Source organism: Pseudomonas sp. LY-1 (genome assembly GCF_053502595.1).
This window is the reverse complement of record NZ_CP094353.1, coordinates 3,510,308-3,528,721: the sequence shown is the minus strand read 5'-3', so window position 1 is coordinate 3,528,721 and position 18,414 is coordinate 3,510,308. Positions and strand designations below refer to the sequence as shown.

Here is an 18,414-nt window from a genome sequence, read left to right as displayed (position 1 = left end):
TCTCGAATTCGCTTGGTTACATCTTCGGCGGCCAGTTATGCGTCTCACTCTGGCAGTGCTTGCACCATGCATAGAACGCGTCGTACATCACCATGCCGTGCTTGAGCATTTCATGGTCGTCGCTGAAGTTCTGCGACAAGCCAAGAGATAGCGCGTACAACCCTGTCGACTGCGGCGTCAGGTCAAGTCGGGATGTATCGGCACCGCGAACAATCACGGCGAGCTGTTTGAGGGCAGGGTCATCCATCGCGTACTTGGCCAGGAAGGCATCGAAGCTGCAAAGCTCACCGTCATGGGAAAGTTCCACTCCAGGAATGTCATACGGGACCGCGCCGGTCTCCTGAGCGATGCGCAGCACGTCGCCTGCCGGGACGTAGAGGAACTCGGCATGCGTGTCGATGAACCGCGTCACCATCCACGGGCAGGCAATGCGATCGATCTTCGGGCGTTCGCGGGTAATCCATTTCATGAGAGTCCTCCTGAGGGTTGGTGACTAGCCCAGCGAATAGCCGCTCGTTGCCAGTCGATGTTGGCCATGAATGCATCTACATAGGCACCGGCCTTGGCGCCATAGTCGATGTGATACGCGTGTTCATACATATCAAGCGCCAGGATTGGCAAAGCGCCAGCCAAGGTGTGGCAGTGATCGGCGGCCCACTGGTTGCTCAACTTGCCGTCGCGCGCTGATTGGACCAGCAGCACCCAGCCGGAACCGCCGCCGAGCGCCTTGCCCATCGCCGAGAATTCGGCCTGCCAGCGCTCGACGCTGCCAAAGTCGCGCTCGATCGCCTCGCACAGCGGGCCTACGGGCAACACGCCGTTGCCGCCCAGCGAGTCGAAGTAGATCTCATGCAGCAGCATCGAGTTGTAGGCGATCAGTTCTTCGCGTTTGAGACCGTTCAGCAGGAAGCCGGCTTCCTGCGTGAAGTCAAGGGTGCCGAGCTTGGTGTGGATGGCGTTCAGGCGTTTGACGGCCCCGGAATAGTTGTTTTCGTGATGGCTGGCGATCAGCTTTTCGGACAGACCATTTAGGGTACTTGCGGGGAAAGGCAGCGGTTTAATGTCGAAGGACATGGTGTCACCTCACAAGATCAAGGTCTTCAATATCAGGCCCAGCACCGCACATGCCGCGATGACGTGAATCACGTTTCGCTTGAAGCGGAACAAGGCCACTGCCGCACCGATGGTGATCAGTGCCGACACCCAGTCGAAGAGCCCGGCGAGGCCTTTGGGCCAGAGCACGTGATAGGCGAAAAACACGGCCAGGTTCAGGATCACACCGACCACCGCTGCCGTTATCGCAGTCAGCGGCGCGGTAAACCGGAGATCTCCGCGCGTCGACTCTACGAACGGCCCTCCGGCGAGGATGAAAATGAAGGACGGCAGGAAAGTGAACCAGGTCACCAGCGCGGCTGCGACCGCACCGGCAACGAACAACATGTCGGGGCCGAATAGTGCCTGTACATAGGCCCCCACAAAGCCGACGAAGGCCACCACCATAATGAGCGGCCCCGGATTGGCCTCGCCGAGCGCCAACCCATCGACCATCTGCGTGGGGGTGAGCCAACTGTAATGGCCGACCGCACCCTGATAGATGTACGGCAATACTGCATAGGCCCCCCCAAAGGTCAGTAATGCGGCTTTCGTAAAGAACCAGCCCATCTGGGTCAGGGTGTGGTCCCAGCCATAGGTGCCGAGAAGGAATGCCATGGGGATCAGCCACAACAGGCAACCCATCGCGGCAACCCGCAGCGAGCCAGACCAGCGGAACAGGGCGTGCGACGGTATGGGGGTGTTGTCATCGATCAGCGCGGGGCCATAGGATTTATCGGCCGCACGATGCGCGCCGCCGGCCCTGAATTTGTCCGGGGTAACGCGACCGCCGATATACCCTATCAGCGCGGCCCCGGCGACGATGGCCGGAAACGGCACATTCATCGCGAAGATGGCGACGAATGCCCCAGCGGCAATCGCCCACATCAGGCCGTTCTTGAGAGCACGCGAGCCGATCCGATGCACGGCCTGCACGACAACCGCGGTGATGGCAGGTTTGATGCCGTAGAACAGGCCGGAAACCAGTGGCGTGTCACCGAACGCAATGTAAATCCACGACAGCGCGATCAGAAAGAAGAGCGAAGGCAGCACAAACAGGACACCTGCAACTATGCCTCCCCAAGTTCGGTGCATTAGCCAGCCCATGTATGTGGCGAGTTGCTGCCCCTCCGGGCCCGGAAGCAGCATGCAGAAGTTGAGCGCATGCAGAAAGCGACGCTCGCTGATCCAGCGCCGCTGTTCGACCAATTCGCGGTGCATGATCGCGATCTGTCCGGCGGGGCCGCCGAAGCCTATGAACCCGATCTTTAACCACAGGCGAAACGCTTGCCAAAAGCTGACAACTTGTGGGGAGGGAGGCACTGCCACAGCCTCCTTGGTTACGACGGTTTGAGTCATACGGTGAGGGTCCCTTTTTCAAAGCTGGCCAGTAAGCCATCGAACACAGTGGAGGCGATGGCCAATAGTTGATCGTCGTGGTCAACCGTTTCCCGCAAACCGGCCAGTACGCTTTCGATACCAGTGGCCTCTGGCGGCTGGATGCCGCCCACGTCGAGGTAATGCACCACAAGGCCAATCCTTGTGATGGCGGGCTGTTCCAGCCCAAAGCTCGCCGCCAGGACCTCGAACGTGACACGGCTGCCGACATGGCTGAACGTCGCGCCATCGAAGTCGAAGCCCAACGCATCCGGCGGGCAGTCCGCAGGGGTTGCCAACCAAAGGATGCGCGCCTGCGGGTCGATGAAGCGCCGGATCAGCCATGCGCTGGCGAGCCGATCAACCCAAGGACGTGCGCGAGTGGCCCAGGTACGGGCCTGGTAATCCAAACGATCCAAGCGGGTAATAGTCCCCTCTACAGCGTGCGGCTCGTCCGGCGACAGCGTGCGGGCGCAAGCTTGTTCCAGTTCACACAACGCACTGTCCGCTTGACGCTGAGCCTCGCCGGGGTAGAAGTCGATTTCAACCAGCGTAGTAAAGGATTTGCGAAGCTTACGCACCTGCCGCAGCACGTCTTGCACGGTATCCAATGTCAGCGTCTGCCTGAGATGATGGACATCGACTAGCAAGGCAGCAAAATCGTTGCTGCGGTCGAATAATGCGACGAAGTTGACCCCTTCAGGGTCTTCCATACGCAGCACATGAGCGACCCCACCGCCTTCACGCACATCGGAGGCCAAGTTATCCAGCACCGCGCGGCATTCGTCGCGGTCGGGCATCAGGTACACGCCGTCGCGCAGCACCGCAGCGCCGGAGGCTTTGAGGGCACGCCACGTCCGTTGCCGGACGGTCGCGTTTTCAGTAGGCAAGGAAAGGATAAGCGAAAGCAAATTCATTTCGTAGATGTTACTACAATAATGAGATAAGATCTACAAAATAAAGTCTTGAGTAGATTGCAAAAACGGTCATTTGCGCAATCACAATGGAGGCAGCACACCCATAAGGTGTTGTGCGTTGCTAAAACGTATTGCAAAATAAAAACAAATGGCAATAGGAATAAGCAATCATGCGCATCGGTTACGCCCGCGTTTCGACCCAAGAGCAAGACAACCAAGCTCAAATCTCTGCCTTGCAATCGGCAGGGTGTGAGTTGATCTTCCAGGAGAAGGCCTCTGGTGGGCGCTGGGATCGTCCGGAGCTGCATCGGTTGCTTGGCCACCTGCGCAAGGCCGATGTGGTGGTGGTATGGAAACTGGATCGCTTGTCCCGGTCCTTGAAAGACCTGCTGCTGACCTTGGAAAAGATTGAAGAAGCGGGCGCGGGCTTTCAGAGTCTCACTGAATCTATCGACACCACGACACCGGCTGGACGAATGATGATGCAGATCGTCGGTTCATTCGCGGAGTTCGAGCGGGCGATGCTACGCGAGCGCACGCGGCACGGTCTGGAAGCTGCGCGCAAGGATGGGCGCGTCGGCGGCCGACGTCCGAAGCTGACGCAGCAACAGCAAAAAGAGATCGTCGCCCTGATCACGTCGGGGCAGAAGACGGGGGCTGATGCTGCCCGCTTGTTTCGAGTCCATCCTTCCACCGTTGTGCGGCTGCTGGCCAAGCATCGGCAGGGGCCGGGGTAGTCCGGCTTAGCGTACTTTGCGGTCCGTTTTCTGAGACGACCCCTCCGGCGGACGAGCGCATCCAGCGCCTTCGCGCCGACCGCTGGATCGGCTATCCGCGCGCAGTCGAGGCGCTGAACCGGCTGGAAGCCCTTTATGCGTGGCCAAACAAGCAACGCATGCCCAACCTGCTGCTGGTTGGCCCGACCAACAATGGCAAGTCGATGATCGTCGAGAAGTTCCGCCGCACCCACCCGGCCAGCTCCGACGCCGACCAGGAGCACATCCCGGTGTTGGTCGTGCAGATGCCGTCCGAGCCGTCCGTGATCCGCTTCTACGTCGCGCTGCTCGCCGCGATGGGCGCGCCGCTGCGCCCACGCCCACGGTTGCCGGAAATGGAGCAACTGGCTCTGGCACTGCTGCGCAAGGTCGGCGTGCGCATGCTGGTGATCGACGAGCTGCACAACGTGCTGGCCGGCAACAGCGTCAACCGCCGGGAATTCCTCAACCTGCTGCGCTTCCTCGGCAACGAACTGCGCATCCCGTTGGTTGGGGTAGGCACGCGCGACGCCTACCTAGCCATCCGCTCCGATGACCAGTTGGAAAATCGCTTCGAGCCGATGATGCTGCCGGTATGGGAGGCCAACGACGATTGCTGCTCACTGCTGGCCAGCTTCGCCGCTTCGCTCCCGCTGCGCCGGCCTTCCCCAATTGCCACGCTGGACATGGCTCGCTACCTGCTCACACGCAGCGAGGGCACCATAGGGGAACTGGCGCACTTGCTGATGGCGGCGGCCATCGTCGCCGTGGAGAGCGGCGAGGAAGCGATCAACCATCGCACACTCAGCATGGCCTGTCGACAACCTCTCGCGCAACCAAGACATCGCGGTCGGACTGCAAGTGATCTTGAAGCCACGGGCCCGTCCCACCCCGACATGGACCTCGATGCCCGAACGGACGTTAGATTTCGAGTTCTAGGCGTTCTGCGATGAAGGTTGGATCCCAGCCGGGATTGAAAGTGTCGACGTGGGTGAATCCGAGCCGCTCGTATAGGCCACGCAGGTTCGGGTGGCAGTCGAGCCGCAGCTTGGCGCACCCCTGCGTTCGCGCGGCATGGCGGCAAGCCTCGATCAGCGCGGAGCTGACACCCCGGCCCGCATGTGTCCGTCGCACCGCGAGCTTGTGCAGATATGCGGCCTCCCCCTTGAGGGCGTCGGGCCAGAACTCGGGATCCTCGGCCGACAAGGTGCAACAGCCGACGATGCCGTCGCTGCAACTCGCGACTAGGAGCTCGGATCTCAGGACGAAGGTCTCCGCGAATGTCCGGTCGATCCGCGCGACGTCCCAGGCGGGCGTTCCCTTGGCGGACATCCACGCCGCAGCGTCGTGCATCAGCCGCACAACCTCGTCGATATCACCCGAGCAGGCGACCCGAACGTTCGGAGGCTCCTCGCTGTCCATTCGCTCCCCTGGCGCGGTATGAACCGCCGCCTCATAGTGCAGTTTGATCCTGACGAGCCCAGCATGTCTGCGCCCACCTTCGCGGAACCTGACCAGGGTCCGCTAGCGGGCGGCCGGAAGGTGAATGCTAGGCATGATCTAACCCTCGGTCTCTGGCGTCGCGACTGCGAAATTTCGCGAGGGTTTCCGAGAAGGTGATTGCGCTTCGCAGATCTCCAGGCGCGTGGGTGCGGACGTAGTCAGCGCCATTGCCGATCGCGTGAAGTTCCGCCGCAAGGCTCGCTGGACCCAGATCCTTTACAGGAAGGCCAACGGTGGCGCCCAAGAAGGATTTCCGCGACACCGAGACCAATAGCGGAAGCCCCAACGCCGACTTCAGCTTTTGAAGGTTCGACAGCACGTGCAGCGATGTTTCCGGTGCGGGGCTCAAGAAAAATCCCATCCCCGGATCGAGGATGAGCCGGTCGGCAGCGACCCCGCTCCGTCGCAAGGCGGAAACCCGCGCCTCGAAGAACCGCACAATCTCGTCGAGCGCGTCTTCGGGTCGAAGGTGACCGGTGCGGGTGGCGATGCCATCCCGCTGCGCTGAGTGCATAACCACCAGCCTGCAGTCCGCCTCAGCAATATCGGGATAGAGCGCAGGGTCAGGAAATCCTTGGATATCGTTCAGGTAGCCCACGCCGCGCTTGAGCGCATAGCGCTGGGTTTCCGGTTGGAAGCTGTCGATTGAAACACGGTGCATCTGATCGGACAGGGCGTCTAAGAGCGGCGCAATACGTCTGATCTCATCGGCCGGCGATACAGGCCTCGCGTCCGGATGGCTGGCGGCCGGTCCGACATCCACGACGTCTGATCCGACTCGCAGCATTTCGATCGCCGCGGTGACAGCGCCGGCGGGGTCTAGCCGCCGGCTCTCATCGAAGAAGGAGTCCTCGGTGAGATTCAGAATGCCGAACACCGTCACCATGGCGTCGGCCTCCGCAGCGACTTCCACGATGGGGATCGGGCGAGCAAAAAGGCAGCAATTATGAGCCCCATACCTACAAAGCCCCACGCATCAAGCTTTTGCCCATGAAGCAACCAGGCAATGGCTGTAATTATGACGACGCCGAGTCCCGACCAGACTGCATAAGCAACACCGACAGGGATGGATTTCAGAACCAGAGAAAGAAAATAAAATGCGATGCCATAACCGATTATGACAACGGCGGAAGGGGCAAGCTTAGTAAAGCCCTCGCTAGATTTTAATGCGGATGTTGCGATTACTTCGCCAACTATTGCGATAACAAGAAAAAGCCAGCCTTTCATGATATATCTCCCAATTTGTGTAGGGCTTATTATGCACGCTTAAAAATAATAAAAGCAGACTTGACCTGATAGTTTGGCTGTGAGCAATTATGTGCTTAGTGCATCTAACGCATAGTTGAGCGGCGGGCGCAGCCCGTCCGCTTGAACGCCGAGTTAGGCATCAGATGCCCTCGGCGCGGGTCGATGCACTTTTCGCACATGCCGCTCAACGCAAGATTCTCTCAATCGTTGCTTTGGCATATCGAACGAACGCGGCCGTCTCTTCGACGCGCATTGCTAGGTCGTCGTCCTCGCTACCCAGGTACGCCGCGCGTGCCTTGCAGATGAGGGGCCGATGCTCGGCAGGCAAACGCTCCGATACCCATGCGGCAGCAACGTCCTTAGGAGCAATGAGACCAGTTGAAGCGCTGTACCAAATGCGAGCAAGAGCAAGAACGACGTTCCGCTCGTCACCCTTCCAATCCGACTCTGCATTCCACTGGGCAATAGTGTCGAAAAGCGCCTTGGAGAAATGCTCCTTCGGCACCGGCTCGAAAAACGTGGCTGCGGATGGGCCTAGAAGCGCAAGGCTGTGTTGCCTCGCCTTGGTCAGCAAAATCGCAAGATCGTGATCCAGAACGGCAGGCTCGAACGTTCCGGAAAGGATGTCGTGGCGGAGCCACTCACCGAACTGAAGCTCACGCCGCGCCGGATAGCGCCAAGGCACTACTTCGCTTCGAGCGACAACAGTTAGCTCCAGCGGTCGCCATGTTCCGCCATCGCCTGGCGGTGATGAGACTTTCAGCAAATCGAGCATTAGCGCCTGCCGGAGCGAATCGTTAGGTGCGGCGCTGACGGTCACGAGCAAGTCTATGTCGCTGTCCGGCTTCAGCCCTCCATCGATCGCAGATCCGAACAGGTGGATTGTGTCCAGTGTCGCAGCCAGATGGCGCTCGATCACCGCGCGAGCGTGGGACAGCTGCTTGAAAACTTGTGCAGGGAAAAATTCACCCATGATGCCTAACTTTGTTTTAGGGCGACTGCCCTGCTGCGTAACATCGTTGCTGCTCCATAACATCAAACATCGACCCACGGCGTAACGCGCTTGCTGCTTGGATGCCCGAGGCATAGACTGTACAAAAAAACAGTCATAACAAGCCATGAAAACCGCCACTGCGCCGTTACCACCGCTGCGTTCGGTCAAGGTTCTGGACCAGTTGCGTGAGCGCATACGCTACTTGCATTACAGCTTACGAACCGAACAGGCTTATGTCCACTGGGTTCGTGCCTTCATCCGTTTCCACGGTGTGCGTCACCCGGCAACCTTGGGCAGCAGCGAAGTCGAGGCATTTCTGTCCTGGCTGGCGAACGAGCGCAAGGTTTCGGTCTCCACGCATCGTCAGGCATTGGCGGCCTTGCTGTTCTTCTACGGCAAGGTGCTGTGCACGGATCTGCCCTGGCTTCAGGAGATCGGAAGACCTCGGCCGTCGCGGCGCTTGCCGGTGGTGCTGACCCCGGATGAAGTGGTTCGCATCCTCGGTTTTCTGGAAGGCGAGCATCGTTTGTTCGCCCAGCTTCTGTATGGAACGGGCATGCGGATCAGTGAGGGTTTGCAACTGCGGGTCAAGGATCTGGATTTCGATCACGGCACGATCATCGTGCGGGAGGGCAAGGGCTCCAAGGATCGGGCCTTGATGTTACCCGAGAGCTTGGCACCCAGCCTGCGCGAGCAGCTGTCGCGTGCACGGGCATGGTGGCTGAAGGACCAGGCCGAGGGCCGCAGCGGCGTTGCGCTTCCCGACGCCCTTGAGCGGAAGTATCCGCGCGCCGGGCATTCCTGGCCGTGGTTCTGGGTTTTTGCGCAGCACACGCATTCGACCGATCCACGGAGCGGTGTCGTGCGTCGCCATCACATGTATGACCAGACCTTTCAGCGCGCCTTCAAACGTGCCGTAGAACAAGCAGGCATCACGAAGCCCGCCACACCGCACACCCTCCGCCACTCGTTCGCGACGGCCTTGCTCCGCAGCGGTTACGACATTCGAACCGTGCAGGATCTGCTCGGCCATTCCGACGTCTCTACGACGATGATTTACACGCATGTGCTGAAAGTTGGCGGTGCCGGAGTGCGCTCACCGCTTGATGCGCTGCCGCCCCTCACTAGTGAGAGGTAGGGCAGCGCAAGTCAATCCTGGCGGATTCACTACCCCTGCGCGAAGGCCATCGGTGCCGCATCGAACGGCCGGTTGCGGAAAGTCCTCCCTGCGTCCGCTGATGGCCGGCAGCAGCCCGTCGTTGCCTGATGGATCCAACCCCTCCGCTGCTATAGTGCAGTCGGCTTCTGACGTTCAGTGCAGCCGTCTTCTGAAAACGACAGCGCCGTCAGAATAGAATCCGCTTTCACATTCTTTGACACATGCTTGCCAAGGTCATAGATTTCAGCCTGACAAATTCAAGGCTTCGGGCGCAATGGAACCAAAAACCAACGTAAGCCCTACAGCCCATGGAGGCATCTTGCAGGGACAACGCATCGGTTATGTCCGGGTCAGCAGTTACGATCAGAATCCGGAACGACAACTTGAGCAAGTTGAGGTCGGCAAGCTGTTCACCGACAAAGCCTCGGGCAGGGACACCCAGCGTCCCCAGCTGGAGGCCATGCTCGGCTTCGTCCGCGAGGGCGACACCGTTGTGGTGCACAGCATGGATCGCCTGGCCCGTAACCTCGATGACTTGCGACGCCTGGTGCAGAAGCTGACCCAGCGCGGCGTGCGTATCGAGTTCCTGAAAGAGGGCCTGGTGTTCACCGGCGATGACTCGCCGATGGCCAACCTGATGCTGTCGGTGATGGGGGCCTTCGCCGAGTTCGAGCGCGCCCTGATCCGTGAGCGGCAACGGGAGGGCATCGCCCTGGCCAAGCAGCGCGGCGCGTACCGGGGCCGCAAGAAGGCCCTGTCCGACGAGCAGGCTGCTACCCTGCGACAGCGGGCGTCGGCCGGCGAGCCCAAAGCGCAGCTTGCCCGCGAGTTCAACATCAGCCGGGAAACTCTCTACCAGTACCTACGCACGGACGATTGATACATGCCGCGTCGCTTGATCCTCTCGGCTACGGAGCGGGATACCCTGCTCGCGTTGCCGGAAAGCCAGGATGACCTGATCCGCTACTACACCTTCAACGACTCCGACCTGTCGCTGATCCGCCAGCGGCGCGGCGACGCCAACCGCCTGGGCTTCGCGGTGCAGCTCAGCCTGCTGCGATATCCAGGCTATGCGCTGGGCAGCGACAGCGAGTTGCCCGAGCCGGTCATCCAGTGGGTGGCCAAGCAAGTTCAGGCCGACCCAACGAGTTGGGCGAAATACGGCGAACGCGACGTGACTCGCCGCGAGCACGCCCAGGAACTGCGCACCTACCTACAACTGGCCCCGTTCGGCCTGTCCGACTTCCGCGCCCTGGTGCGCGAGCTGACCGAGTTGGCCCAGCAGACCGACAAGGGTTTGCTGCTGGCCGGCCAGGCGCTGGAGAGTCTGCGGCAGAAGCGGCGCATCCTGCCGGCGCTGAGCGTGATTGACCGGGCCTGCTCGGAAGCCATTGCGCGGGCCAATCGCCGGGTCTACCGCGCCCTGGTCGAACCACTCACGGACTCGCATCGGGCCAAACTGGACGAGCTGTTGAAGCTCAAGGCCGGCAGCAGCATCACCTGGTTGACCTGGTTGCGGCAGGCCCCACTAAAACCGAACTCCCGGCACATGCTCGAACACATCGAGCGGCTGAAGACATTTCAGCTGGTGGATTTGCCCGAAGCTCTGGGCCGGCACATCCACCAGAACCGCCTGCTCAAGCTGGCCCGCGAGGGTGGGCAGATGACGCCCAAAGACCTCTGTAAGTTCGAGCCGCAGCGGCGCTACGCGACCCTGGCCGCCGTGGTGCTGGAGAGTACGGCGACCGTGATTGATGAGCTGGTCGATCTGCACGACCGCATCCTGGTCAAGCTGTTCAGCGGCGCGAAGCACAAGCATCAGCAGCAGTTCCAGAAGCAAGGCAAGGCGATCAACGACAAGGTGCGCCTGTACTCCAAGATCGGCCAGGCCCTGCTGGAGGCCAAGGAAAGCGGCAGCGATCCCTACGCCGCCATCGAGGCGGTGATTCCCTGGGACGAGTTCACCGAGAGCGTCAGCGAGGCCGAGCTGCTGGCCCGGCCGGAGGGCTTCGACCATCTGCACCTGGTTGGAGAGAACTTCGCCACCCTGCGCCGCTATACGCCAGCCTTGTTGGAGGTGCTGGAACTGCGCGCCGCCCCGGCTGCGCAAGGCGTGCTGGCGGCCGTGCAGACCCTGCGCGAGATGAACGCCGACAACCTGCGCAAGGTGCCGGCCGATGCGCCCACCGCCTTCATCAAGCAGCGCTGGAGGCCGCTAGTGATAACCCCGGAAGGCCTCGACCGGCGCTTCTACGAAATCTGCGCCCTGTCAGAGCTGAAGAACGCGCTGCGCTCCGGCGACATCTGGGTCAAGGGCTCGCGGCAGTTCCGCGACTTCGACGACTACCTGCTGCCGGCAGAGAGGTTCGCCGCGCTCAAGCATGCGCAGGCTCTGCCCCTGGCGATCAACCCGAACAGGAACCAGTACCTGGAAGAGCGCTTGCAGCTGCTGGACGAGCAGCTGGCCACCGTCACCCGCCTGGCCAAGGACAACGAGCTGCCCGATGCCATCCTCACCGAGTCGGGGCTGAAGATCACCCCACTGGATTCCGCGGTGCCCAATACCGCGCAGGCGCTGATCGACCAGACCAGCCAGTTGCTGCCGCGCATCAAGATCACCGAACTGCTGATGGACGTGGACGACTGGACGGGCTTCAGCCGCCACTTCACCCACCTGAAGGACGGTGCCGAGGCCAAAGACCGGACATTGCTGCTGGCAGCGATCCTGGGCGATGCGATCAACCTCGGGCTGACCAAGATGGCCGAGTCGAGCCCCGGCCTGACCTACGCCAAGCTGTCCTGGCTGCAAGCCTGGCACATCCGAGACGAAACCTACTCGGCGGCCCTAGCCGAGCTGGTCAACCACCAGTACCGTCATACCTTCGCCGCTCACTGGGGCGACGGCACGACCTCTTCTTCCGATGGCCAGCGCTTCCGGGCGGGCGGTCGGGGCGAAAGCACCGGGCACGTCAACCCGAAGTACGGCAGCGAGCCGGGGCGGCTGTTCTACACCCATATCTCCGACCAGTACGCACCGTTCAGCACCCGCGTGGTGAATGTCGGCGTGCGCGATTCCACCTATGTGCTCGACGGCTTGCTGTACCACGAGTCCGACCTACGGATTGAGGAGCACTACACCGACACGGCTGGCTTCACCGATCACGTCTTCGCCCTGATGCACCTGCTGGGCTTCCGCTTCGCACCGCGCATCCGCGACCTCGGCGAAACCAAGCTGTATGTTCCGAATAGCGTCCAGGACTACCCGACATTGCGCCCAATGGTTGGCGGCACCCTGAACATCAAGCATGTCCGCGCCCACTGGGACGACATCCTGCGCCTGGCCAGCTCGATCAAGCAGGGCACCGTCACTGCCTCGCTGATGCTGCGCAAGCTCGGCAGCTACCCGCGCCAGAACGGTCTGGCCGTGGCCTTGCGCGAACTGGGCCGGATTGAGCGCACACTGTTCATCCTCGACTGGCTGCAAAGCGTAGAGCTACGTCGCCGCGTGCATGCCGGACTGAACAAGGGCGAGGCGCGCAACTCCCTGGCCAGGGCGGTGTTCTTCACCAGTTGGGTGGCCGCCTGGGCAACATGCAGGTAGAGGACGCCGGAACGGGCCATGAACACCTCGGATTTTTTCGTACCGTATTATGGAAAACGTAATACCTCGATTTAAGTACAGAATAGTTCAGCCGACTGAGACCGTCAGTTGACCCACGATAAGCGCGGTTATCGTGAGTTAAGTCATCGCGATCGAGGGTTGTGTCTATAATCTGCGGTACACATGGCCTAAACAGGCGCTTCGTGATGACAGCCGGCAATAATGACGAAAACCTCCCCACCAGGCGGCACGAAGAGCCGACAGTACTTGCGCGTACCCCCGGTACGCTCACCACCCCCGAACAATTGGCTGAGCAACATCAGCGTTTTCTCGCCGCCGCGACAACCGACAACACCCGGCGCACCTACCGCTCGGCCATTCGCCACTTTCTCGCCTGGGGCGGCGTGCTGCCGTGCGATGAAGCCGCGCTGATTCGTTATCTATTGTCTTTTGCGGAAGTATTGAACCCGCGCACCCTGGCCCTGCGCCTCACGGCGCTGTCGCAATGGCACCGTTATCAGGGTTTTCCTGACCCTACCGCCAGCGCCACCGTGGGCAAAACCTTGCGCGGTATTGAGCGGGTGAACGGGCGGCCTCGACAAAAAGCCAAGGCCCTGGTCCTAGAGGATCTCGAACGCATCGTGGTGCACCTGAACACGCTCGACGGACTGGCGACACTGCGGGACAGTGCACTGCTCCAGGTCGGGTATTTTGGTGCGTTCCGGCGCAGCGAATTGGTCACGCTGGAGATGCAATACCTCGAGTGGGAGCAGGAAGGTCTACGGATCACGCTGCCCCGTTCCAAGACCGATCAGGAGGGCGAGGGACTCGACAAGGCGATCCCATACGGCGACAGCATCTGCTGCCCCGCGACAGCGCTACGCCGGTGGTTGGACGCGGCTCAGATCGTTCAGGGGCCACTGTTCCGGCGCATCAGCCGCTGGGGCGTACTCGGCGAGGTGGCACTGCACGAGGGCAGCGTGAATACCATCCTGACGGCACGTGCCGAAGCCGCAGGGCTGTTGTATGTGCCCGAACTGAGCAGCCACAGTCTGCGTCGGGGACTGGCTACCAGTGCGCATCGGGCTGGGGCGGATTTCCTTGAGATCAAACGACAGGGTGGCTGGCGGCACGATGGCACCGTACACGGCTATATCGAGGAAGCTGGAGCTTTCGAGGAGAATGCGGCTGGCTCGTTATTACGACGCAAACCGTAGCCAAGGTTTGTAAGCAGGGCTGGTTAGAATCCCAAGTGGCCACCCTCTATTCTCGACCGTCCTTCCGCAGCACATGAGCAGTTCCCTTAAAAACAGTTACTTACAGAACGAATGTCCTAATTTTTGGCTTATCTCGGCACGCCCCCTGGATCACTTGACTTTAAAGGTCACGGTACCTGTGATCGGGTGGGTATCGGAAGAAACCGCCCTCCACTCGACCTTGTATGTGCCAGGTGTGAGCGGCGCTGCCGGGGTGATGACCATCATTTTCGGATCGTCGCTACCCGCGACACTCGCTTTGACACCCATGGGGGAGTGGGTAGACATGCCCGGCATTTCAGTCATGATCAATTTCGCGCCGGAAAACTGGGTGGTGAGCTTTTCCGAGAAATTCAGTTCGATTTTTGCCGGTGCAGCCACGGTGGCGCCATCGACCGGAGTAGAGGACAGTAGTTTTGGATGCGCCTGGGCGGCAGTGCTCAACAACAAACCGATGCTGAGTGCAGCGACAGCACCGAGGGCTTTAAACGATGACATGCAAGGCTCCTGACGGCCTGGGCCGTGGGTGGGGTGTTACTGTTAGAATGGATGTATCTTTCGGTCAGGTTTAGAACCACATTCGCACACCGACGACAAAGCGCGTATCGCTCTGGTCTTCGCCTTCTTCGAGGCAGTAATCCGCCGTTTTGCCGTAGGCGCGGTTCCAGGTCACGCCGATGTAAGGTGCGAACTCGCGGCGTACTTCATAGCGCAGTCTCAGGCCGACCTCGGTGTCCGACAGCCCTGAGCCTGTGGCCCGTTGCGGGTCGTTTTTGCCATAGAGGTTGATTTCCGCAGTGGGTTGCAGAATCAAACGGTTGGTCAGCAAAATATCGTAGTCACCCTTGAGCCGCAGCGCGGTCTGGCCGGCCTCGCCCAGGTAAGCGGTGGCTTGAGTTTCAAAGTCGTAGAGCGCCATGCCTTGCAGCCCCAGCGCCGCCCAGGTCTGCGGTGCGCCAGGTTTGAAGTCTTGTCGCACACCACTGACCACGTCCCACCAGGGACTGACGGCGTGTCCCCAGAGTGCCTGAAGCTCAGCGCTTTCGGTCACGCCATTGGTTCGCTCGCCTTCGGTACGCAGCCAGAGACGATCCGTGTCGCCGCCAATCCAGCCGTTGGCTTCCCAACGTAATGCGCTGCCCTTGTCAGCGTCTTGCCATTCGAGTTGATCGATCAGGAAAAATGAGTTGATGGCGCTGTCGTGCATCTGGTGGCCGGCATGGCTTTCAAACACCGCCGCGCGATCGGCATCGGTGAGCGCCGGAATGGGTGTACGGCTTTGCTGGGGCGCTGCGGGTTTCATACCCTGCATCTGGGAGTGATCCATCTCCTGCATCTGGTTGCCGTCCATACCTTGCATTGGCTCGGTCTGCCCATAAGCAAGCGTCATGACACCCATCCCGAGGATGGCCAGGCCGGCGAGTAGCGGTTTAGCGGTTCTATCGAAGTTCATGTCTGGCTCCTACTCTTGTACACGGACTTCGCGGAACATGCCCATTTCCATGTGGTACATCAGGTGGCAGTGGTACGCCCATCGCCCCAGGGCGTCGGCGGTCACGCGGTAGCTGCGTTTGGTGCCGGGCGGCATGTCGATGGTGTGTTTGCGAACCATGAAATCACCGTTTTCATCCTCCAGGTCACTCCACATGCCATGCAGATGAATGGGATGCATCATCATGGTGTCGTTGACTAGAACCACTCGGATGCGCTCTCCATATTTGAGATGAAGTGGTTCGGCGTCCGCGAATTTGACGCCGTCAAAAGACCACGAGAACTTTTCCATGTGTCCAGTCAGGTGCAGCGTGATGGTGCGGCTGGGTTCCCGACCATCGGGATCCTGGAAGGTGCTCTTCAGGTCTGAGTAGGTCAGCACCCGGCGACCGTTGTTTCTCAGTCCCATGCCAGGATCGTTGAGTTTCGGTGTGGGACTCATCGTCTGCATGTCGACCAGCGGGTTATTCGCTTCCGAGGCCGGGTGAGGCTCCATCGAGTCCATGCTGCTCATGCCCGGCATCGAGTGCCCCGACGTGTCTGCCGAGACTGGCGTCTGACTGTGATCCATGCTCTGCATCGATCCACCGTCCATGCCCGTCATACCCTGCATGCCGTTGTCCTCGCCGGCCGCCATTTGGCTGTGATCCATACTCTCCATGCCTTGCATCGAGTCCTGGGTCATACCCGTCATATCGCCATGATCCATGCCGGCCATATCCCCCATGCCCATGTCGCTCATCGTGATCAACGGACGTGGATCCAGGGACGGCACAGGGGCCGAGAGCCCTTCATGTACAGCCAATGTGCCTCTCGCGAAACCGGTGCGATCCATCGACTGGGCGAACAAGGTGTATGCATTTTCGGTGGGTTCGACGATCACATCAAAGGTTTCGGCCACGGCGATGCGGAACTCATCGACGCTCACCGGTTTCACGTACTGCCCGTCTGCGGCGACGACAGTCATTTTCAGCCCAGGAATACGCACGTCAAAGTAGCTCATCGCCGAGCCGTTGATGAACCTCAGGCGCAGCCGTTCGCCGGGCTTGAAAATGCCTGTCCAGTTGCTGTCGGGAGCCTGTCCGTTGAGCAAGTAGGTGTAGGTGGCGCCGCTAACGTCGGCAAGATCGGTGGGGTTCATGTTCATTTCAGCCCACATTTTCCGATCCGCGACGGTCGCAGACCAACCGTTCTTGCTGACGTCATCAATGAAGTCGCCGACGGTGCGCTTGTGCAGGTTGTAGTAGCTGGATTGTTTCTTGAGTTTCTTCATGACCCGCGCTGGGTCTTCATCCGTCCAGTCGGACAGCATCACCACATAGTCGCGGTCATAGCTGAAGGGTTCGGGATCCTTTGCATCGATGACCAAAGGGCCGTAGACGCCGACCTGCTCCTGGAACCCGGAATGACTGTGATACCAGTAGGTGCCGTTCTGTTTGACCTTGAACGAATAAACGTACAGGCCGCCCGGTTCGATGCCGTGAAAACTCAGACCCGGTACACCGTCCATGTTCACCGGCAGAATGATGCCGTGCCAATGGATCGAGGTGTTTTCCTTGAGCCGATTCCTGACCCGCAACGTCACCGTATCGCCCTCGCGCCAGCGCAGTATCGGGCCGGGGAGGCTGCCGTTGATGGTCATGGCGGAGCGGGGCGTGCCCGTGAAGTTCACCCCCATTTCACCGATAGTCAGATCGAAATGAGTGCCAGCGAGCACATTCGGCTGCCCCGGACTGGTAATTGCCCACACCGGGCTGCGCCACAGCCCAAAGCCTGCGAGTACCCCGCCTGCCGCCAAGGCTTTCACGAAAGTGCGTCTTGATGTTCTGGAATGCATGGAGGGGTATCCAGTCAGTCGGAGTCCAGGCAGATACGAAAGCGCTGCCACAGTAGGGCCATGGCTCGCTTCAGAGAGTCGGTGCCAGCTGCCATTTTGCGAGCAAGATGTCACATCATCAGCCCGCGCGTGATTACATTTCCGTCAGGTTGGCGGCGGCAATTTGGCTGCGCTGCGATAGGGCAGCATCGATAGAGTTGTCTTGTTGTGATAGGCCGTGTCAGGTTAGCGCTGACGTAGTCGTCACAATCGGTAAGTGCCATGAGAAAAAAACCAGAGCATCACCTTCAACTTCGAGTACGCGAGCTTGGGCAGTTGTTTAACTCGATGGATCCGACACCTTTTCTTAACAAGGATCTCGATCGCGAAGCTGAAGCGTTCATTGAGACTTGGGCGGCGGAATTTTCGTCGGACAGCCGGCTTCGTATCACAATCCACCTTGAGCACCTACCAGCAGAGGGCGATCCAAGTGCGATCATGATCGAGGCAATCCACAATTACTTTGATCATAAGGCAGGCCTCACGCGCAGTGAGTTAAAACACCTCCTTCGAGATGGCCGCATCAGCCTGGTGATCGGCATCGCCTTTGTTACCCTTTGCCTGATTGCAGTCGATGTCATTGGCCAACTGGGCACTGGCGCTGTAGTCGGCACAGCGCGCGAAAGCCTGATGATCGTTGGCTGGGTGGCAATGTGGCGACCGCTGCAGATTTTTCTATATGACTGGTGGCCGCTTTTAAGATTGATGCGTGTCTACAAAGCCATCAGCCATGCACATGTTTGAGTGGTGCAAGGTAAATAATTTCTGCCGTAAGCCGAAAGAGGCCGGTATCGGCGATGTATCTGCTAGTCCACATTTGCCGCTATCAATAGTTGAGCATCTTTTCTAGCCCCTGGATGCAAATAGGCCGCCAATGACTGTAGGGAGGAAAGATTGGGAATGGGATGAATGGCCGCGTCATTGGTGAACCCGCGCTAGAATCTTTGCGTGGTGCATTTACGTTTAGCAGACGTACTGGGTGCTAGCGAGTCACCAAAGCTTCAGATACGGAAACGGAGATTCCGTGACAGGGCGACCTAAGGGCGGGTGTGAGAATGGAGCGCCAACAGCGCTGATTTTTCAGCAACCGGGGTTTTGTGGAAAAGCGACTAGGGGTAAGTGGAAATGGACAGCGCGAATCCGCG

17 protein-coding genes and 1 pseudogene are annotated in these 18,414 nt (G+C 59.9%); 7 read left to right on the top strand and 11 right to left on the bottom strand.

From position 1 onward, the window contains the following. Positions 1–16: 16 nt before the first annotated feature. Genes MOQ67_RS16100 through MOQ67_RS16085 form a run of 4 tightly spaced genes read right to left on the bottom strand, consistent with a single transcriptional unit; the run spans position 17 to position 3,386 of the window. Entirely contained in the window at positions 17–469 is a 453-nt protein-coding gene (locus MOQ67_RS16100; RefSeq protein WP_448675519.1) for a chromate resistance protein ChrB domain-containing protein, read from the bottom strand. Beyond that, the gene (locus MOQ67_RS16095) at positions 466–1,074 is read right to left on the bottom strand and encodes a superoxide dismutase (RefSeq protein WP_034367502.1); all 609 of its coding nucleotides are present in this window, start codon (positions 1,072–1,074) and stop codon (positions 466–468) included. The genes MOQ67_RS16100 and MOQ67_RS16095 overlap by 4 nt, the downstream gene beginning before the upstream one ends. Positions 1,075–1,083: 9 nt before the next feature. Next, positions 1,084–2,451 carry a chromate efflux transporter gene (gene chrA / locus MOQ67_RS16090; protein ID WP_448675518.1) on the bottom strand — a complete coding sequence of 456 codons (1,368 nt, stop codon included), beginning with the start codon at positions 2,449–2,451 and terminating at the stop codon, positions 1,084–1,086. Beyond that, positions 2,448–3,386, bottom strand: a complete 939-nt coding sequence (locus tag MOQ67_RS16085) for a chromate resistance protein ChrB domain-containing protein (RefSeq protein ID WP_034367493.1) — start codon at positions 3,384–3,386, stop codon at positions 2,448–2,450. Before MOQ67_RS16085 ends, chrA begins: the two co-directional genes overlap by 4 nt. A gap of 170 nt (positions 3,387–3,556) precedes the next feature. Between MOQ67_RS16085 and MOQ67_RS16080 the strand changes: the two genes are divergently transcribed. Together MOQ67_RS16080 and MOQ67_RS16075 are read left to right on the top strand one after the other, a co-directional pair. Then, positions 3,557–4,123, top strand: coding sequence for a recombinase family protein (locus MOQ67_RS16080; RefSeq protein ID WP_075657560.1), 567 nt, complete (start codon positions 3,557–3,559; stop codon positions 4,121–4,123). Between the two features lie 59 nt (positions 4,124–4,182). Beyond that, complete coding sequence (locus MOQ67_RS16075; protein ID WP_448675949.1) at positions 4,183–5,094, top strand: TniB family NTP-binding protein; 912 nt, start codon at positions 4,183–4,185, stop codon at positions 5,092–5,094. Here the strand turns inward: MOQ67_RS16075 and MOQ67_RS16070 are convergent. From MOQ67_RS16070 to MOQ67_RS16055, 4 genes are all read right to left on the bottom strand, one after another. Beyond that, positions 5,063–5,563 carry a GNAT family N-acetyltransferase gene (locus tag MOQ67_RS16070; protein WP_000376623.1) on the bottom strand — a complete coding sequence of 167 codons (501 nt, stop codon included), beginning with the start codon at positions 5,561–5,563 and terminating at the stop codon, positions 5,063–5,065. The genes MOQ67_RS16075 and MOQ67_RS16070 overlap by 32 nt on opposite strands. 127 nt (positions 5,564–5,690) lie before the next feature. Further along, positions 5,691–6,530 carry a sulfonamide-resistant dihydropteroate synthase Sul1 gene (sul1, locus tag MOQ67_RS16065; protein WP_000259031.1) on the bottom strand — a complete coding sequence of 280 codons (840 nt, stop codon included), beginning with the start codon at positions 6,528–6,530 and terminating at the stop codon, positions 5,691–5,693. Beyond that, positions 6,524–6,871 (bottom strand): quaternary ammonium compound efflux SMR transporter QacE delta 1, encoded by a 348-nt coding sequence (locus MOQ67_RS16060; RefSeq protein WP_000679427.1) that lies wholly within the window; start codon positions 6,869–6,871, stop codon positions 6,524–6,526. Before MOQ67_RS16060 ends, sul1 begins: the two co-directional genes overlap by 7 nt. Before the next feature lie 205 nt (positions 6,872–7,076). Continuing rightward, positions 7,077–7,865, bottom strand: a complete 789-nt coding sequence (locus MOQ67_RS16055; RefSeq protein ID WP_000503573.1) for an ANT(3'')-Ia family aminoglycoside nucleotidyltransferase AadA5 — start codon at positions 7,863–7,865, stop codon at positions 7,077–7,079. A gap of 145 nt (positions 7,866–8,010) precedes the next feature. Here MOQ67_RS16055 and intI1 point away from each other — a divergent pair, with 145 nt between their 5' ends. The 4 genes and pseudogenes from intI1 to MOQ67_RS16035 all read left to right on the top strand — a co-directional run bounded on the left by intI1 (position 8,011) and on the right by MOQ67_RS16035 (position 13,863). Continuing rightward, positions 8,011–9,024: a class 1 integron integrase IntI1 gene (gene intI1 / locus MOQ67_RS16050; protein WP_000845048.1), complete on the top strand. Its 1,014-nt coding sequence runs from the start codon at positions 8,011–8,013 to the stop codon at positions 9,022–9,024. A gap of 340 nt (positions 9,025–9,364) precedes the next feature. After that, the gene (locus MOQ67_RS16045; RefSeq protein WP_011645023.1) at positions 9,365–9,925 is read left to right on the top strand and encodes a recombinase family protein; all 561 of its coding nucleotides are present in this window, start codon (positions 9,365–9,367) and stop codon (positions 9,923–9,925) included. 3 nt (positions 9,926–9,928) lie between these two features. Continuing rightward, a pseudogene (locus MOQ67_RS16040) lies at positions 9,929–12,610 on the top strand (Tn3 family transposase); the annotation flags it as partial. A gap of 242 nt (positions 12,611–12,852) precedes the next feature. Next, positions 12,853–13,863, top strand: coding sequence for a tyrosine-type recombinase/integrase (locus tag MOQ67_RS16035; RefSeq protein WP_077747747.1), 1,011 nt, complete (start codon positions 12,853–12,855; stop codon positions 13,861–13,863). Between the two features lie 150 nt (positions 13,864–14,013). Here the strand turns inward: MOQ67_RS16035 and copC are convergent, their stop codons facing one another. The 3 genes from copC to MOQ67_RS16020 form a co-directional block, all read right to left on the bottom strand. Further along, a complete protein-coding gene (gene copC / locus MOQ67_RS16030) occupies positions 14,014–14,400 on the bottom strand; it encodes a copper homeostasis periplasmic binding protein CopC (protein WP_198717549.1) in 387 nt (128 codons plus the stop codon). Positions 14,401–14,470: 70 nt separating this feature from the next. Beyond that, entirely contained in the window at positions 14,471–15,355 is an 885-nt protein-coding gene (locus MOQ67_RS16025; protein WP_198717550.1) for a copper resistance protein B, read from the bottom strand. A gap of 9 nt (positions 15,356–15,364) precedes the next feature. After that, positions 15,365–17,230 (bottom strand): copper resistance system multicopper oxidase, encoded by a 1,866-nt coding sequence (locus MOQ67_RS16020; RefSeq protein ID WP_198717551.1) that lies wholly within the window; start codon positions 17,228–17,230, stop codon positions 15,365–15,367. Between the two features lie 261 nt (positions 17,231–17,491). Between MOQ67_RS16020 and MOQ67_RS16015 the strand changes: the two genes are divergently transcribed. Continuing rightward, entirely contained in the window at positions 17,492–18,013 is a 522-nt protein-coding gene (locus MOQ67_RS16015) for a hypothetical protein (RefSeq protein ID WP_198717552.1), read from the top strand. Positions 18,014–18,414 lie beyond the last annotated feature (401 nt).

Excerpts from the sequence above, each read along its gene's own strand:
- MOQ67_RS16100 (WP_448675519.1), bottom strand. The coding sequence starts at position 469 with ATGAAATGGATTACCCGCGAACGCCCGAAGATCGATCGCATTGCCTGC.
- MOQ67_RS16095 (WP_034367502.1), bottom strand. The coding sequence starts at position 1,074 with ATGTCCTTCGACATTAAACCGCTGCCTTTCCCCGCAAGTACCCTAAAT.
- chrA (WP_448675518.1), bottom strand. The coding sequence starts at position 2,451 with ATGACTCAAACCGTCGTAACCAAGGAGGCTGTGGCAGTGCCTCCCTCC.
- MOQ67_RS16085 (WP_034367493.1), bottom strand. The coding sequence starts at position 3,386 with ATGAATTTGCTTTCGCTTATCCTTTCCTTGCCTACTGAAAACGCGACC.
- MOQ67_RS16080 (WP_075657560.1), top strand. The coding sequence starts at position 3,557 with ATGCGCATCGGTTACGCCCGCGTTTCGACCCAAGAGCAAGACAACCAA.
- MOQ67_RS16070 (WP_000376623.1), bottom strand. The coding sequence starts at position 5,563 with ATGGACAGCGAGGAGCCTCCGAACGTTCGGGTCGCCTGCTCGGGTGAT.
- sul1 (WP_000259031.1), bottom strand. The coding sequence starts at position 6,530 with ATGGTGACGGTGTTCGGCATTCTGAATCTCACCGAGGACTCCTTCTTC.
- MOQ67_RS16060 (WP_000679427.1), bottom strand. The coding sequence starts at position 6,871 with ATGAAAGGCTGGCTTTTTCTTGTTATCGCAATAGTTGGCGAAGTAATC.
- MOQ67_RS16055 (WP_000503573.1), bottom strand. The coding sequence starts at position 7,865 with ATGGGTGAATTTTTCCCTGCACAAGTTTTCAAGCAGCTGTCCCACGCT.
- intI1 (WP_000845048.1), top strand. The coding sequence starts at position 8,011 with ATGAAAACCGCCACTGCGCCGTTACCACCGCTGCGTTCGGTCAAGGTT.
- MOQ67_RS16035 (WP_077747747.1), top strand. The coding sequence starts at position 12,853 with ATGACAGCCGGCAATAATGACGAAAACCTCCCCACCAGGCGGCACGAA.
- copC (WP_198717549.1), bottom strand. The coding sequence starts at position 14,400 with ATGTCATCGTTTAAAGCCCTCGGTGCTGTCGCTGCACTCAGCATCGGT.
- MOQ67_RS16025 (WP_198717550.1), bottom strand. The coding sequence starts at position 15,355 with ATGAACTTCGATAGAACCGCTAAACCGCTACTCGCCGGCCTGGCCATC.
- MOQ67_RS16020 (WP_198717551.1), bottom strand. The coding sequence starts at position 17,230 with ATGCATTCCAGAACATCAAGACGCACTTTCGTGAAAGCCTTGGCGGCA.
- MOQ67_RS16015 (WP_198717552.1), top strand. The coding sequence starts at position 17,492 with ATGAGAAAAAAACCAGAGCATCACCTTCAACTTCGAGTACGCGAGCTT.